The organism is Pseudoxanthomonas taiwanensis, from assembly GCF_010093135.1.
Classification (GTDB): Bacteria; Pseudomonadota; Gammaproteobacteria; order Xanthomonadales; family Xanthomonadaceae; genus Pseudoxanthomonas; species Pseudoxanthomonas taiwanensis.
On the sequence record NZ_PDWK01000007.1, the window covers coordinates 1 to 16,070 of the forward strand.

General features: G+C 73.0%; 12 protein-coding genes and 1 pseudogene. 10 read left to right on the forward strand and 3 right to left on the reverse strand.

Going from position 1 to position 16,070, the window contains the following annotated elements:
• Window positions 1–260: 260 nt before the first annotated feature.
• Window positions 261–1,322 carry a cytochrome-c peroxidase gene (locus tag CR938_RS02330; protein ID WP_162123471.1) on the reverse strand — a complete coding sequence of 354 codons (1,062 nt, stop codon included), beginning with the start codon at window positions 1,320–1,322 and terminating at the stop codon, window positions 261–263.
• A gap of 127 nt (window positions 1,323–1,449) precedes the next feature.
• On the opposite strand from CR938_RS02330, the gene CR938_RS02335 reads away from it, so the two are divergent.
• Complete coding sequence (locus CR938_RS02335) at window positions 1,450–2,142, forward strand: helix-turn-helix transcriptional regulator (protein WP_162123472.1); 693 nt, start codon at window positions 1,450–1,452, stop codon at window positions 2,140–2,142.
• Window positions 2,143–2,222: 80 nt separating this feature from the next.
• Window positions 2,223–2,750 (forward strand): annotated as a pseudogene (locus CR938_RS02340) (glutathione S-transferase family protein); the annotation flags it as partial.
• Here CR938_RS02340 and mutS read toward each other — a convergent pair.
• Complete coding sequence (mutS, locus tag CR938_RS02345) at window positions 2,751–5,357, reverse strand: DNA mismatch repair protein MutS (protein ID WP_246190938.1); 2,607 nt, start codon at window positions 5,355–5,357, stop codon at window positions 2,751–2,753. It lies immediately after the preceding pseudogene.
• 45 nt (window positions 5,358–5,402) lie between these two features.
• Entirely contained in the window at window positions 5,403–6,839 is a 1,437-nt protein-coding gene (locus tag CR938_RS02350; RefSeq protein WP_162123473.1) for a GGDEF domain-containing protein, read from the reverse strand.
• A gap of 138 nt (window positions 6,840–6,977) precedes the next feature.
• On the opposite strand from CR938_RS02350, the gene CR938_RS02355 reads away from it, so the two are divergent.
• From CR938_RS02355 to alaS, 8 genes are all read left to right on the forward strand, one after another.
• Window positions 6,978–8,060, forward strand: coding sequence for a cation diffusion facilitator family transporter (locus CR938_RS02355; protein ID WP_211365156.1), 1,083 nt, complete (start codon window positions 6,978–6,980; stop codon window positions 8,058–8,060).
• Between the two features lie 92 nt (window positions 8,061–8,152).
• The gene (locus tag CR938_RS02360; RefSeq protein ID WP_162123474.1) at window positions 8,153–8,650 is read left to right on the forward strand and encodes a CinA family protein; all 498 of its coding nucleotides are present in this window, start codon (window positions 8,153–8,155) and stop codon (window positions 8,648–8,650) included.
• Window positions 8,651–8,681: 31 nt separating this feature from the next.
• Window positions 8,682–10,364 (forward strand): 2-polyprenylphenol 6-hydroxylase, encoded by a 1,683-nt coding sequence (gene ubiB / locus CR938_RS02365; RefSeq protein WP_162123475.1) that lies wholly within the window; start codon window positions 8,682–8,684, stop codon window positions 10,362–10,364.
• 52 nt (window positions 10,365–10,416) lie between these two features.
• Window positions 10,417–11,067: a transcriptional repressor LexA gene (lexA, locus tag CR938_RS02370; protein ID WP_162123476.1), complete on the forward strand. Its 651-nt coding sequence runs from the start codon at window positions 10,417–10,419 to the stop codon at window positions 11,065–11,067.
• 174 nt (window positions 11,068–11,241) lie between these two features.
• A complete protein-coding gene (recA, locus tag CR938_RS02375; protein ID WP_162123477.1) occupies window positions 11,242–12,273 on the forward strand; it encodes a recombinase RecA in 1,032 nt (343 codons plus the stop codon).
• Between the two features lie 108 nt (window positions 12,274–12,381).
• Entirely contained in the window at window positions 12,382–12,669 is a 288-nt protein-coding gene (locus tag CR938_RS02380; protein WP_162123478.1) for a hypothetical protein, read from the forward strand.
• Between the two features lie 4 nt (window positions 12,670–12,673).
• Window positions 12,674–13,156, forward strand: coding sequence for a recombination regulator RecX (gene recX / locus CR938_RS02385; RefSeq protein WP_162123479.1), 483 nt, complete (start codon window positions 12,674–12,676; stop codon window positions 13,154–13,156).
• 150 nt (window positions 13,157–13,306) lie between these two features.
• On the forward strand, window positions 13,307–15,952 hold the full coding sequence (alaS, locus tag CR938_RS02390) for an alanine--tRNA ligase (RefSeq protein ID WP_162123480.1): 2,646 nt from the start codon (window positions 13,307–13,309) through the stop codon (window positions 15,950–15,952).
• Window positions 15,953–16,070: the final 118 nt, after the last annotated feature.

The following is a 16,070-nucleotide window of genomic DNA, read 5'->3' on the forward strand; positions in this document are numbered from 1 at the left end:
CTTCCAGCCACCCAGCTGGGACATACAATCCACTTCGGCCACGGCCGGCCCCGTTTTGTTGCCTCGAGAACAACAATTCTGCCGGGTCGGCCGTGCGCCTCTCTCCCCTCAGTTGGGAGAAGAACCATTTTTTTTGGACGCCTGTGACCGCCGAAAACGAGGGCCGTGGACGGCGTCGCCATCCACGGCCCCGGGCCGGCCTCCGCGCGCGGAGGCCGGCGGTCCTTCGATTGAAGACTGGCTCCGGATGCGCGGCCGGATCACTCCGGGCGCGGCGTGGCCGCCGTGCTCGGCGGCAGCACCGGCACGGTGACCTGCGGCTGGCGGCCGGTCAGCGTCTTCAGGAAGCGGGTGATGGACTCGACCTCGGCCGCGTCGAGCTCATGGCCCAGCTGGCTGCTGCCCATGATCGCCACCGCCTGGCCCAGGTCCCACACCTTGCCGCTGTGGAAGTAGGGCGCGGTCAGCTCGACGTTGCGCAGCGGCGCGGCGCGGAACACGTACTCGTCCGAGGCGGTGTTGGTCACCGCGAAGCGGCCCTTGTCGTCGGCCGGCAGCACGTCGGCGCCCGGGCGCTCGACCACGCCGAACGGGTAATAGGCTTGGCCGCCGAAGTTCGGCCCGGAATGGCAGGCCACGCAGCCCTTCTCGATGAACAGCGACAGGCCGCGCAGCTCGGCCGCGTCCAGGCTGTTCCTGCCAGCCAGGAACTGGTCGAAGCGCGAGTCGGGGGTCAGCAGGGTGGTCTCGAAGGCCTCCAGGGCGCGGGCCATGTTCTCGAAGCTCACCGGCTCGCGCTCGCCCGGGAAGGCGCGCTTGAACGCCTCCACGTAGGCCGGGATGCTGCGCAGGGTGGCCTCCACGCGCTCGGGCGTGTTGTTCATCTCCACGCTGGCCTGCACCGGGCCCTTGGCCTGCTCCTTCAGGTCGGAGGCGCGGCCGTCCCAGAACTGGGCGGCGTTGAGCACGGCGTTGAACACGGTGGGCGAGTTGCGCGGGCCCTTCTGCCAGCCGTGGCCGATCGAAGTCGGCACGTTGTCGGCGCCGCCGGTGGCGACGTTGTGGCAGGTGTTGCAGCTGATCACGTGGCTGCGCGACAGGCGCGGCTCGAACCACAGCGACTTGCCCAGTTCGATCTGCTCGGCGGTGATCGCCTGTCCGCGCACGCTGTCGACCTTCTTCGGGATCGGGCCGAACAGGGCCTTGGCGGTCTCGCGCAGGGAGGCCGCGTCGGGCGTATCGCCGGATGCGGCCGGCGCGGCCTGCAGGCCGGCGCAGGCCAGGGCAAGTGCGGTGGCCAGGGCGATGCTACGGGGACGCATTGGGGGGACTCCTGCTGGGGGGTCCAGGAGTGTTATCTATCAGCACGCGCCCGGGCGCATTGACCCCGATCAAGCCGCCTGGCGGCTATGCTTTTGGCACTGTCGCGCAGGGCTCCGACCCGTTCCGATGACCACGCGTGCCACGCGCCTGCTGCGGATGCTCGACGCGCTGCGCCAGCGGCGCGGGCCGGTGCGTGGCGCGCAGCTGGCCGAGCGGCTGGGCGTGAGCCTGCGCACGGTCTACCGCGACATCGAGGCCCTGCGCGCGCAGGGCGCGCGGATCGACGGCGACCCGGGCGTGGGCTACCGGCTGCGGCCGGGTTTCGTGATGCCGCCGCTGATGTTCCCGGCCGAGGAGCTGGAGGCGCTGGTGCTGGGCGCGCGCTGGGTGGTCGCGCACGCCGATCCGGAGCTGGCTGCCGCGGCCGGCCGCGCCCTGGACCGGATCGGCGGTGTGCTGCCCGGGCACCTGCGCCTGCAGCTGGACACCAGCGGCCTGTTCGCCCCGGAGTGGCGGCCGGCGCAGCCGGAGCCGTGGCTGCCGGCCCTGCGCCGCGCCATCCGCGACGAGCACGTGGTGCGGCTGCACTACGCCGACGCCGAGGGTCGCTGCACCGAGCGCCTGGTATGGCCCTTCGCCATGGCCTTCCTCGAGGACCGGCGCCTGATCGCGGCCTGGTGCGAGCTGCGTGGCGACTTCCGCCATTTCCGGGCCGACCGGGTGCGCGCCCTGGAGAGCACCGGGCGCCGCTACCCGGAGCCGCGCCACCGCCTGCTGCGGCGCTGGGAACAGGAACGCCTGCGCCACCACGAAGGCTGAGGGCGGTCCGCTGCTGACAGGAGCTGTCAGCAGGCACGGCCCACACTGCGCCCACCTCCCACCGACGATGGAGAAGCACGATGGGCAAGACGCTGACCTTCTACACCCACCCGATGTCGCGGGCGCGCATCACCCGCTGGATGCTGGAGGAGACCGGCCTGCCGTACGAGGAGGTCGTGCTCGACTTCGGCGCGCCGATGAAGTCGCCCGACTACCTGGCGATCAACCCGATGGGCAAGGTGCCGGCGATCCGCCACGGCGACCTGGTGGTCACCGAGAACGCCGCCATCTGCGCCTACCTGGCCGACCTGGTGCCGGAGAAGGGGCTGGCGCCGCCGCCGGGCTCGCCGGAGCGGGGCACGTACTACCGCTGGCTGTTCTTCCTCGCCGGGCCGGTGGAGGCCCTGTTCACCGCCAAGTACGCCGGTGCGCTGGCGCCGCCGTTCAGCGCCGGCTACGGCAGCGAGGCCGACGTGCTGCGCGTGCTGGAGCAGGCCGTGGCCGGGCGCACGCACCTGGTGGGCGACAGCTTCACCGCCGCCGATCTGATGATGGCGGCGTTCCTGGGGTATTACATGCGCATCGGCATGCTGGAAAGGCGGCCGGCCTCACAGCAGGGACTTGAGCCGGTACAGCGCCTCCAGCGCCTGCTTCGGGGTCAGCTCGTCCGGATCCAGCGCGGCCAGCGCCTCGTGCACGGCCGAGGGCGTGGCCGAGAACAGCGCGAACTGGCGCGGCTCGTCCAGCGCCTGCGGCCCCACCGCGGCGGCGTGGGTCTCGTGGCTGCGCTGCTCCAGCTCGGCCAGGCGGCGGCGTGCCTGCTGCAGGGTGGCCCTGGGCAGGCCGGCCAGCGCCGCCACCTGCAGGCCGAAGCTGCGGTTGGCCGCGCCTTCCTTGACCGTGTGCATGAACACCAGGCCGTCGCCGTGCTCCACCGCGTCCAGGTGCACGTTGGCGATGCCGTCCACGCCCGGTTCGCCGGCCAGCGCGGTCAGCTCGAAGTAGTGGGTGGCGAACAGGGTCCAGCAGCGGTTGACCATGGCCAGGTGGCGGGCCACCGCGTCGGCCAGGGCCAGGCCGTCGTAGGTGGAGGTGCCGCGGCCGATCTCGTCCATCAGCACCAGCGACTGCGGGGTGGCGTGGTGGAGGATGTAGCTGGTCTCGGCCATCTCCACCATGAAGGTGGACTGGCCGCGGGCCAGGTCGTCGCCGGCGCCGATGCGGGTGAGGATGCGGTCGATCGGGCCGATCACCGCGCGCGCGGCCGGCACGAAGCTGCCGATGTGCGCCAGCAGCACGATCAGCGCGGTCTGGCGCATGTAGGTGCTCTTGCCGCCCATGTTCGGCCCGGTGATCACCAGCATGCGCCGCGACCGGCCATCGCGGTCCTCGTACAGGTCCAGGTCGTTGGGCTCGAACGGCTCCTCGCGCACCGCCTCCACCACCGGGTGGCGGCCGCGCTCGATGCGCAGGCAGGGCGTGTCGGTCAGCTCCGGCTGCGACCAGTCCAGCGCCTGCGCGCGCTCGGCGAAGCAGGCCAGCACGTCCAGCTCGCTGAGCGCGGCGGCGCAGCGCTTGAGCGGCTCCAGGCGCGCGTTGAGCGCGTCCAGCAGCGCCTCGTACAGTGCCTTCTCCCGCGCCAGCGCGCGCTCGCGCGCCGACAGCACCTTGTCCTCGAAGGCCTTCAGCTCCTCGGTGATGAAGCGCTCGGCGCCGGTCAGGGTCTGGCGGCGGGTGTAGTGCACCGGCGCGCGCGCGGCCTGGGCCTTGCTGATCTCGATGTAGTAGCCGTGGACGCGGTTGTAGCCCACCTTGAGCGTGGGGATGCCGGTGGCCTCGCGCTCGCGCGCCTCCAGGTCCAGCAGGAACTGGTCGGCGTGGGTGGACAGCCGGCGCAGCTCGTCCAGCTCGGCGTCGTAGCCGTCGGCGATCACCCCGCCGTCGGCCAGCTTCAGCGGCGGCTGCGGCGCCACCGCGCGGGCCAGCAGCCCGGCGACCTCGCCGTGCTCGCCCAGCTCGGCCATCAGCGTGGCCAGGCGCGGCGAGTCCAGCGGTGCCAGCTGCGCGCGCAGCTCCGGCAGCAGGGCCAGGCCGTCGCGCAGGGTGGACAGGTCGCGCGGGCGTGCCGAGCGCAGCGCCACGCGGGTGAGGATGCGCTCCAGGTCGCCCAGGCCGCGGAAACGCTCGCGCAGGGCATCGTCGGCGCGCTGCTCGATCAGCGTGGCCACGGCGTGGTGGCGCTCGCCCAGACCCTGGCGGTTGCGCAGCGGGCGGTGCAGCCAGCGCCGCAGCAGCCGCCCCCCCATTGGCGTGATGGTGCTGTCCAGCACGCCCAGCAGGGTGTGGCGGTGGGCGCCGTCCACCCGGCTGTCCCGTTCCCGGTGGCGGCGGGTGGCCGCGTTCATCACGATCGCGTCGCCGGCCGTCTCCGCCGCGATCGAGGTCAGGTGCGGCAGGTTCTGCTTCTGCGTCTCCTCGACGTAGCCCAGCAGGGCGCCGGCGGCGGCGATGGCCAGCGGCATGTCCTCGATGCCGAAGCCGGTCAGGTCGTGCACGCCGAAGAAGCGCAGCAGCTGGCGGCGGCCGCTGTCCGGGTCGAACAGCCACGGCGCACGCCGCCGCGTGGCCCCGTCGAACAGCAGCGGCGGCCAGCCTTCCTCGTCCGGAAGCAGCAGCTCGGCCGGTTCCAGCCGGGCCAGCTCGGCATTGAGCGCGTCCTCGTTCTCCACCTGGTTGACCAGGAAGCGGCCGCCGGCCAGGTCGGCCCAGGCCAGGCCGTAGCCGGAGCGGCCGCGCGCCACCGCCATCAGCAGGGTGTCGCGGCGCTCGTCCAGCAGTGCCTCGTCGGTCACCGTGCCCGGGGTGACGATGCGCACCACCTTGCGCTCGACCAGGCCCTTGCTGGCGGCCGGATCGCCGATCTGCTCGCAGATGGCCACCGACTCGCCCAGCGCCACCAGCCGCGCCAGGTAGCTCTCGTAGGAGTGCACCGGCACGCCGGCCATCGGGATCGGCGCGCCGGCCGAGCTGCCGCGCTGGGTGAGGGTGATGTCCAGCAGCCGCGCCGCCTTGCGGGCGTCGTCGTAGAACAGCTCGTAGAAGTCCCCCATCCGGAAGAACAGCAGCAGGTCCGGGTACTCCGCCTTGGCGGCGAAGTACTGCTTCATCAGCGGGGGGTGCTCGGGCGCGGCGGACTTGTCGGAGGTCCTGGTCATCGGGACGCGGAAGGTGCGGGGCCGCCGATTGTAGCGGCCCGCGCCTCAGCGCCGCAGCGCGCGCTGTCCCGGCGGTTCGGGCAGGTCGCCGTCGGCCACGACCACACGGTTGCGGCCGCCGCGCTTGGCCTGGTACATGGCCGCGTCGGCGCGGGCCAGCACCCGTGCGTAGTCGGGGGGGCCGTCCTGCACCGCCACGCCGATGCTGGCGGTCAGCGGCAGGGGGCCGCCGTCGGGCAGCGGCAGCGGGTTCTGCTCCAGGGTGCGGCGCAGGGCGTTGGCGATGGCGACCGCCTCGGTGCGGCCGACCGAGCCCAGCACCACCACGAACTCCTCGCCCCCGTAGCGGAACAGGTAGTCGCTGCTGCGGGTGTTCTCCTCCAGCAGCTGGGCCACGTGCTGCAGGGCGCGGTCGCCGGTCTCGTGGCCGTAGCGGTCGTTGATCGCCTTGAAGTGGTCCAGGTCCAGCATCAGCACGGCGAACTGCCGGCCGGTGTTGGCCTGCAGCGCCACCTCGCGGCGCAGCACGGTCGGCAGGAAGCGGCGGTTGAGCAGGCGGGGCAGGGCGTCGCGGCCGGCCTCCAGGTCGCCGATGCCCTCGAACATCATCGCGACCAGGTGGCGGATGCGCCCGGCCCAGCCGCGCACGTCGTCCAGCAGCGCACGGCGCGCCGCCGCGTCGGCCGCCGGCAGGCGCTGGCGCAGCTCGGCGTCGATGCGCGCGGCCAGCTGCGACACCTCCCGGGTTTCGGCGGTGTCGCCGAAGCTGGCCAGGCCCTTGTGCATGAACCACAGGCCGAACTCCGAGCGGGAGAGCAGCAGCGGCTCCACCGGGCCGGGCTGCTCGGCGGTCAGCGCGTACAGCAGGGCGTTCTCCCACGACAGCAGCAGCGCGCGCTGGCGCTCGCGCTCGGTGCTGACGTTCTGGATCAGCGAGAACAGGCGGAAGGAGCCGTCCAGCTCGGCGGCCGCATCGCGCGAGCTGGCGTAGGAGCGGCCCATCGCCTCCAGGGCCAGGTCCATCAGCGCGTCCACCAGGATCACCGCCTCCAGGGCCTGCCCCTGGTCGCGCGCGCGGGCGCGGATGTCCTCGTACAGGCGCTGCTTGAGCAGGCGCATGCCGCGCCCGACCAGGTCCATCGGGATGCCGATGCGCGCATGCACCTGGCCGACGTGCTCCTGCAGCCGGTGCAGCGCCTCCGCCTCCGCCGGCGGCGAGGCCAGCAGCTGCAGCAGCCAGCGCCGCAGCGAGGGCTTGAGCCGCTCCTGGACCTGCCCGGGGTCGAGGAAGCGGCTGGCGCGCCGGTCGCCGAGCAGCTCGGCGTAGAACAGGTCGACCAGGGCGGGCGCGGTGGCGGTGGTGGCCTCCGCCACCAGCGTGCCGGCCGGCGAGCGCGTGCCGGCGATGTACTGCTCCCACCGGGCGAGCAGGCGCGGGTCGGCCGGAGGGCGTGCTTCGGAGGCTGTGGATCGGGAAGGCATGGCTGGGATTGTCGCCCGTGGCTCCGTCCCAGCGCCTGAACACTCCCCGTGGACGGGCTTGACACGGCAGGGAGCAGGGACCGGCGCGCGCGGCGGATGTAATAGTCTCCGCTGCCCGGATCGCCCATAGTCGCGCCCATGGACCACGACGTTGCCAAGCATCCGCGGCTCCAGGGCGCCGGCGTGCGGCAGGGGCCGGGTGGTTCCGGCCACGGGCACGGCCCCGGTGGCGGTGACCCCCATGACCACCACCACGCGGACGGGGACCACGTCCACGGTGACGGCCAGGCGGGCCACCACCATCACCATCATCATCACCACGGCCTGGGCGGGCACAGCCACGTGCCGGCCGAAATCCGCCACGAGAAGCCGCTGTGGTGGGCGCTGGGCCTGACCGCCACGGTGCTGCTGGCCGAGCTGGCCGGCGGCTGGCTGACCGGCAGCCTGGCCCTGCTGTCGGACGCGGCCCACATGGCCACCGACGTGCTGGCCCTGGCCATCGCCCTGGTGGCGGTGCGCCTGGCACGGCGCCCGCCGGACGCGCGCCGCACCTACGGCTATGCCCGCTTCGAGGCCCTCGGCGCGCTGGCCAACGGCAGCCTGCTGTTCGTGCTGGCCGGCTACATCCTGTGGGAAGCGGTGCAGCGGGTGCTGGAGCCGCGGCCGGTGGCCAGCGTGGGCATGCTGGCGGTGGCGGTGCTGGGCCTGGCCTGCAATCTGGTGGCGATGAGGCTGCTGCACGCCGGGGCGGGGCAGAGCCTCAACCTCAAGGGCGCCTACCTGGAGGTGTGGAGCGACATGCTCGGCTCGCTGGCGGTGATCCTGGCCGCGGTGCTGATCCGCCTCACCGGCTGGTACTGGGTGGACCCGCTGCTGGCGGTGCTGCTGGGCCTGTGGGTGCTGCCGCGTACCTGGGTGCTGCTGCGCGAGGCCGGCAACGTGCTGATGGAGGGTGTGCCACGCGGGGTGGACGTGGATGCGGTCCGCGCCAGCCTGCAGACCCATCCGCAGGTGGACAGCGTGCACGACCTGCACGTGTGGGCGCTGGCCTCGCGCACCCCGGCGCTGACCGCGCACGTGGTGGTGGCTGCCGGCGACCACGAGCGGGTGCGGCGCGAGCTGGCCGGCACCCTGCGCGAGCGGCACGGCATCGCCCACGTCACCCTGCAGCTGGAGTCCGGCCGCGAGGCCTGCGCCGGCTGTGACGGGCACGGGCACTGACCGGCCACCGGGGCGGCACCGGGGGGCACCGGGCAGACAGGCGCCGGCGTTTGGGCTAAAACGGCATGATCCCACCCCGCCCGGTCGCCCCGATGCAAAGCCCTTCCGATGCGCAGCTGCGCCAGCAGGCCCAGGCCCTGGGCGAGCGGCTGCGCGCCGCCCGCGACGTCCTGGTCACCGCCGAGAGCTGCACCGGCGGCTGGATCGCCAAGTGTCTGACCGACATCCCCGGCTCCTCGGAGTGGTTCGACTGCGGCATGGTCGCCTACAGCTACGAGGCCAAGCAGGCCCTGCTGGGGGTGCGCCCGCAGACCCTGGAGGAGCACGGCGCGGTCAGCCGTGAGACCGCCATCGAGATGGTCTCCGGCGCGCTGGTCCACTCCGGCGCCACCGTCGCGGTGGCGGTGACCGGCATCGCCGGCCCCGGTGGCGGCAGCCCCGGCAAGCCGGTGGGCACGGTGTGGATCGCCTGGAAGCGGCGCGGCGGCTACGCCCGCGCCGAGGTGTTCCACTTCGGCGGCGACCGCGAGGCGGTGCGCCGGCAGACCGTCGGCCGTGCGCTGCAGGGCGTGGAGGCGCTGCTGCCGTGAGGCCGCACCGCCGCCGCGGGGAGGTGCGCTGATGTGGGAGAGCCTGGGCACGGTCCGCGACCTGGGGCGCCTGCAGCAGATCGCCTCGGTGCTGGTGGCCTATGGCTTCAGCGACGTGGTCCGCCGCATCGGCCTGGCCGGCGCGCTGGAGCGTGCCGGGCGCATGCTGCACTGGCAGGACCCGGAGGCGCTGGCGCACATGCCGCCGCCGGTGCGGGTGCGCCGCGCGCTGGAAGAGCTGGGGCCGACCTTCGTCAAGCTCGGGCAGATGCTGGCCACCCGCGTGGACCTGCTGCCGCCGGAGTGGACCGCCGAGCTGGGCAAGCTGCAGAACGCGGTGCCGGCGGTACCGTTCGAGCAGATCCGACCGCAGCTGGTCGAGGACCTGGGCGCCGGGCCGGAGGAGGTGTTCGCCCGCATCGAGCAGACCCCATTGGCCGCCGCCTCGCTGGCCCAGGCGCACCGCGCCTGGCTGGCCGACGGCAGCGCGGTGGTGCTGAAGGTCCGCCGGCCGGGCATCCGCGACACCGTCGAGGCGGACCTGCGCCTGCTGGCGCGCGCGGCCGAGATCATCGAGGCGCGCGCCCCCGACCTGCGCCGCTACCGCCCGGCCCGGGTGGTGCACGAGTTCGCCCTGTCGCTGCGCCGCGAGCTGGATTTCGCCGGCGAAGGCCGCAACGCCGAGCGCATCGCCGCCAACTTCGCCGGCCACGACGGCATCGTCGTGCCGAAGGTGTACTGGCAGTGGACCTGCGAGCGGCTCAACGTGCAGCAGTTCCTGGAGGGCATCCCCGGCACCGACCTGGCCGCGGTGGACGCGGCCGGCCTGGACCGCAGGGCCCTGGCCCGCACCGGCGCGGACATCGTGCTGAAGATGGTGCTGGAGGACGGCTTCTTCCATGCCGACCCGCACCCCGGGAACATCTTCTACCTGCCGGACGGGCGCATCGGCGTGATCGACTTCGGCATGGTCGGGCGCGTGTCCGCCGGGCGCCGCTTCCAGATCGTGCAGCTGCTGCACGGGCTGGTGGCGCGCGAGCCGGAGGCGGTGGCCGCGGTGCTCGCCGAGTGGGCCGAGGGCAGCGGCGAACCGGACGAGGCGCGCCTGCAGGCCGACATCGGCGCCTTCGTGGACCAGTACCACGGGGTGCCGCTGAAGGACCTGCACATGGGCCAGATGCTGCTGGACGTGACCGCGATCCTGCGCGAGCACGGCCTGAGCCTGCCGCCGGACCTGGCGCTGATGGTCAAGGCCTTCCTCACCCTGGAGGGCATGGGCCGGCAGCTGGACCCGGACTTCGACATGGCCTCCGCGGCGGCGCCCTACCTGGAGCAGGCGCTGCTCAGGCACTGGCTGCCGTCGGCCGTGTTGCGGCGCGGCCGGCGCGGGCTGCGCGAGGCGCTGGCCCTGGCCGGGGACATGCCGCGCGAGGTGCGCCGGTTGCTGCGCATGGCCCGGCGCGGGCGCCTGCACATGCAGATGGACGTGACCACGCTCAAGGCCTTCGGCGACCAGGGGGACCGGGCCGCCAACCGCCTGACCATGGGCGTGGTCACCGCCGCGCTGGTGATCGGCTCCTCGATCGTGATGCACAGTGCCGGCGGCGGCGTGCCCAGCCGCTGGCTGCTGGCGCTGGGCGTGGCGGGCTTCGTCGGTGCGGTGCTGGCCGGGCTGTGGATCCTGCTGTCCATCTGGCGCAGCGGGCGCGGCTAGGCGGGAAGGGCGGGCTTGCGCGGCGGCGGCGTTAGCAGTATTACTACTAACCATGCAGCTGACCGACACCCAGCAGGCCATCCTGGCCATGATCGCCGAGCGGATCGGGAGCGAGGGCATGCCGCCCTCGCAGGCCGAGATCGCCCGTGCCTTCGGCTTCAAGGGCGTGCGCGCCGCGCAGTCCCACCTGGAGGCGCGGGAGGCCGCGGGGGCCATCGAGCGGCTCCCCGGCCGCGCCCGCGGCATCCGCCTGAAGGGGGCCCCGGTCCCGCCGCAGGGCGAGCTGCCCCTGCCCCAGGCCGCCGCCGACGCCCTGCGCTTGCCGATCCTCGGCCGGGTCGCGGCCGGCGCCCCGATCGGCGCCGACGTGCCCACCGACCTGGCCGAGAGCTTCGTGGTCCTGGACCGGGTGCTGTTCTCCCCGGCGCCGGACTACCTGCTGCGCGTGCGGGGCGATTCCATGCGCGACGAGGGCATCTTCGACGGCGACCTGATCGGCGTGCACCGCACCCGCGAGGCCCGCTCGGGCCAGATCGTGGTGGCGCGGGTGGACGACGAGATCACGGTCAAGCTGCTGAAGATCGGCAAGGACCGCATCCGCCTGCTGCCGCGCAACCCGGACTACGCGCCCATCGAGGTGCTGCCGGACCAGGATTTCGCCATCGAGGGCCTGTACTGCGGCCTGGTCCGGCCCAACCGCTGATGGCGGCGCGGCGCCCCGGCCCGGGATTTTCCGACGCCGCGGCAGGCCGGGCGACGATGGCGCCGGCCCGGCCGGGCGCTCAGGATCCGGTCTGCCGGGCGCCGTCGCAGCCTGTGCGACCGGGACGCCGCACACTTGCTCCCACCTGATCACTGACACCCCGAGGACATCCCGATGGACGAGAACAAGAAGCGCGCCCTTGCCGCGGCCCTGAGCCAGATCGAGAAGCAGTTCGGCAAGGGCTCGGTCATGCGCATGGGCGACCGCGCGATCGAGGCGGTCGAGGTCGTGCCGACCGGCTCGCTGATGCTGGACCTGGCCCTGGGCATCGGGGGCCTGCCCAAGGGGCGCGTGGTGGAGATCTACGGTCCGGAATCCTCGGGCAAGACCACCCTGACCCTGCAGGCCATCGCCCAGTGCCAGAAGCAGGGCGGCACCGCCGCCTTCATCGACGCCGAGCACGCGCTGGACCCGATCTACGCGGCCAAGCTGGGCGTGAACGTGGACGACCTGCTGGTGTCGCAGCCGGACACCGGCGAGCAGGCCCTGGAGATCGCCGACATGCTGGTGCGCTCCGGCTCGGTGGACATCCTGGTGGTGGACTCGGTGGCCGCGCTGACCCCGAAGGCCGAGATCGAGGGCGAGATGGGCGACCAGCTGCCCGGCCTGCAGGCGCGCCTGATGAGCCAGGCCCTGCGCAAGCTCACCGCCAACATCAAGCGCTCCAACACCCTGGTGATCTTCATCAACCAGCTGCGCATGAAGATCGGCGTGATGATGCCCGGACAGAGCCCGGAGACCACCACCGGCGGCAACGCGCTGAAGTTCTACGCCTCGGTGCGCCTGGACATCCGCCGCATCGGCTCGATCAAGAAGGGCGACGAGATCATCGGCAACCAGACCAAGATCAAGGTCGTCAAGAACAAGCTGGCGCCCCCGTTCAAGCAGGTGGTCACCGAGATCCTCTACGGCGAGGGCATCTCGCGCGAGGGCGAGCTGATCGACATGGGCGTGGACGCCAAGCTCGTGGAGAAGTCCGGCGCCTGGTACAGCTACAACGGCGAGCGCATCGGCCAGGGCAAGGACAACGCCCGCACCTACCTGCGCGAGAACCCGGAGCTGGCGGCCAAGCTGGAGGCCGAGCTGCGCGAGAAGTTCCAGCCGGCCCAGGCCGTGCGCGACGAGGACGGCCTGGGCGACGAATGAGGTGCCGGCCCCCCGCCGCGGTGCTGTCAGTGACGCCGCGGCGGGGGGCGGTGCCCTCACTCCGGGCGGGCCGCCGCCGCGCGGCCTGACCCGGCGGGCGGGAAGCTGATGGCCACCGATCCGCGGTTCCTGGAATACGTGCCGGAACAGGCAGCACCGGGCCCGGGCCTGTCGGCCCGGCGCATGTGCGGCGGGCACGGTCTGTACCTGGACGGCCGCTTCGCTGCCGGGGCCGCCGACGCCCCGCTGTTCCTCGGGCCCACGCGCGCCGGCCACGCCCTGCCGCCGGACGCGCCCGGCGCCCGGCCGCACCCCGGCGCCAGGGTTTCCATCCGCAAGCCGGCCGCCGGCCGGCCCCACCGTGGCAGAGCCGCGGCCTGCCGCGCCGTATCCTGAGCCGATGACCGATTCGCCTTCCCGCCGCCGGCCGCGTACTCCGCAGACCCCCGTCCAGCGCGCGCTGGGCCTGCTGGTGCGGCGCGAGCACTCGCGCAAGGAGCTGGCACGCAAGCTGGCCGCGCGCGGGGTGGATGCGGAGGAGGCCAGCGCCGCGGTGGAGCGCCTGGCCGGGGAGGGCTGGCAGAGCGACGAGCGCTTCGCCGAATTCCTGGTGCGCAACCGCGCCTCGGCCGGCTACGGGCCGCGCTACATCCAGGCCGAGCTGGCCACCCACGGCCTGGCCGGGGAGGTGGGCCGGGCCGCGCTGGAGGCCTTCGAGGGCGACTGGACGCAGATCGCCCGTGACCTGGTGGCCCGCCGCTTCGGGGCGGGGCTGGCCGAGGATCCGGTGCGGCGGCGCAAGGCCGCCGACCTGCTGGCCCGGCGCGGCTTCGACGCCGACGCCATCCGCGCCGCCACCCGCTGGGACCCGGACGAGTTCTGAGGGCGACCGCCCGGCCGCCGGCGCGGGCCGTTTCCGCGCGGTTCCGCCGTAGGCGCGCCGCGCTCTGCTACCCTTTGCAGGTCGATTTCATGTTCTTCCGGGCAGGCGCGGGCCGCCGTCCCGGCCGGACCCGTCCCCAGCCGAAGCCAGATGACCCCCACCACCTTCACCACCGCGCGCATCCGCGCCGACTTCCTCGAGTTCTTCCGGAACAAGGGCCACACCATCGTGCCGTCCGCGCCGCTGGTGCCCGGCAACGACCCGACCCTGCTGTTCACCAACTCGGGCATGGTCCAGTTCAAGGACGTGTTCCTGGGCGCGGAAAAGCGCAGCTACGTGCGCGCGGCCGACGTCCAGCGCTGCCTGCGTGCCGGCGGCAAGCACAACGACCTGGACTCGGTCGGCTACACCGCCCGCCACCACACCTTTTTCGAGATGCTGGGCAACTGGTCCTTCGGCGACTACTTCAAGAAGGAGGCCATCACCTGGGCGTGGGAGCTGTTGACCGGGGTGTGGAAGCTGCCGAAGGAGCGGCTGCTGGTCACCGTGTACCACACCGACGACGAGGCCTACGCCATCTGGCGCGACGAGGTCGGCCTGCCCGAAGACCGCATCATCCGCATCGGCGACAACAAGGGCGCGCCCTACGCCTCGGACAACTTCTGGCAGATGGCCGACACCGGCCCGTGCGGCCCCTGCACCGAGATCTTCTACGACCACGGCCCGGAGATCCCCGGTGGTCCCCCGGGCTCGCCGGACGAGGACGGCGACCGCTTCATCGAGATCTGGAACCTGGTGTTCATGCAGTTCGACCGCCAGCCCGACGGCACCCTGGTGCCGCTGCCGGCGCCCTGCGTGGACACCGGCATGGGCCTGGAGCGCCTGGCCGCCGTGCTGCAGCACGTGCACAGCAACTACGAGATCGACCTGTTCCAGGCGCTGATCCGCAAGGCCGCCGAGCTGACCGGCACGACCGACCTGGAGAACAAGTCGCTGCGCGTGATCGCCGACCACATCCGCGCCAGCGCCTTCCTGATCGTGGACGGCGTGCTGCCTTCCAACGAGGGTCGCGGCTACGTGCTGCGCCGGATCATCCGCCGCGCCCTGCGCCACGGCTGGATGCTGGGCGTGCGCCAGCCGTTCTTCCACAAGCTGGTGGACGCGCTCATCGAGCAGATGGGCGAGGCCTATCCGGAGCTGCCGGCCGCGCGCGACATGGTCGTGCGCGCGCTCAAGGCCGAGGAGGAGCGCTTCGCCGAGACCCTGGACTCGGGCATGCGCATCTTCGAGGAGGTGGCCGCGCGCGCCGAGGGCGGCGTGATCCCGGGTGCGGACGTGTTCCGCCTGTACGACACCTACGGCTTCCCGGTGGACCTGACCGCGGACATGGCGCGCGAGCGCGGCATGAGTGTGGACATGGCCGGCTTCGAGGCCGCGATGGAACACCAGCGCGAGGCCGCGCGCGCGGCCGGCAAGTTCGCCAACACCACCGGCCTGCCGGCCGAGCTGGTGGCGCAGCTGACCCCGACCGTGTTCCTGGGCTACGAGCGCCTGGACGCGGACAACCTGCGCGTGGTGGCGCTGCTGAAGGACGGAGTGCCGGTGCAGGCGGTGGACGAGGGCGGACAGGCCGTGGTGATCCTGGACCGCACTCCGTTCTACGCCGAGTCCGGCGGCCAGGTCGGCGACACCGGCGTGCTGGCCGCCTCCGGCGTCGAGTTCGCGGTGGAGGACACGCAGAAGTTCGCCGGCCAGTTCCACGGGCACATCGGCCGCCTGGTGCGCGGCGCGCTGAAGGTCGGCGACCTGCTGGCCGGCTCGGTGGACAGTGCCCGCCGCGCCGCCACCGTGCTCAACCACTCGGCCACCCACCTGCTGCACGGCGCGCTGCGCGGCCTGCTGGGCACGCACGTGGCGCAGAAGGGCTCGCTGGTGGCGCCCGACCGCCTGCGCTTCGATTTCTCGCACTTCCAGCCGGTGGCCGACGGGGAGCTGGCCGAGATCGAGCGCCGGGTGAACGCCGAGGTCCGCGCCAACCACCCGGTGGTGGTGCAGGAGATGGGCATGCAGGAGGCCATCGACGCCGGTGCCATCGCCCTGTTCGGCGAGAAGTACGGCGAGCGCGTGCGCGTGGTGAAGATGGGCCCGTCGGTGGAGCTGTGCGGCGGCACCCACGTGGGCCGCACCGGCGACATCGGCCTGTTCAAGATCGTGAGCGAGAGCGGCGTGTCCGCCGGCGTGCGCCGCATCGAGGCGCTGACCGGCCAGGCCGCGCTGGACCACGTGGCCGCCGAGGAGCGGCGCCTGCAACAGGCCGCCGGCCTGCTGGGCGGCAGCCCGGCCGACCTGGTGGAGAAGATCCGCCAGCTGGCCGAGAAGCAGAAGCGCCTGGAGCGCGAGCTGGAGTCGCTCAAGGCCAAGGCCGCCGCCGGCGCCACCGCCGACCTGGCGTCCTCGGCCGTGGACGTGGCCGGCGTGAAGGTGCTGGCCGCGCGCCTGGAGAGCTTCGACGCCAAGGCCCTGCGCGAAGCGGTGGACCGCCTCAAGCAGCAGCTGGGCGACGTGGTCGTGGTCCTGGCCGGCGCGAAGGACGGCAAGGCCGCGCTGGTGGCGGGCGTGAACGGCAGCGCAACGGGGCGGGTCAGGGCCGGCGAACTTCTGGCCCACGGGGCCGGTCGGATCGGAGGCAAGGGCGGCGGACGCCCGGACCTGGCCCAGGGTGGTGGCGAGGACGGGCCCGCCCTTGCCCTTGCGCTCGAGGAGGTGCCCGGCTGGGTCCGGGAGCGCCTGCAGTAGGGATCGGCGCGACTTGCGACTCTTGTCGGTGCGAGGGTGGGGGCCTTAGGATTCCACCCTTTGCCGGGCACTGCCGGGCAGTCCTTGCGATGGTTTAGCGCGGCTTCCCCCACCGAAC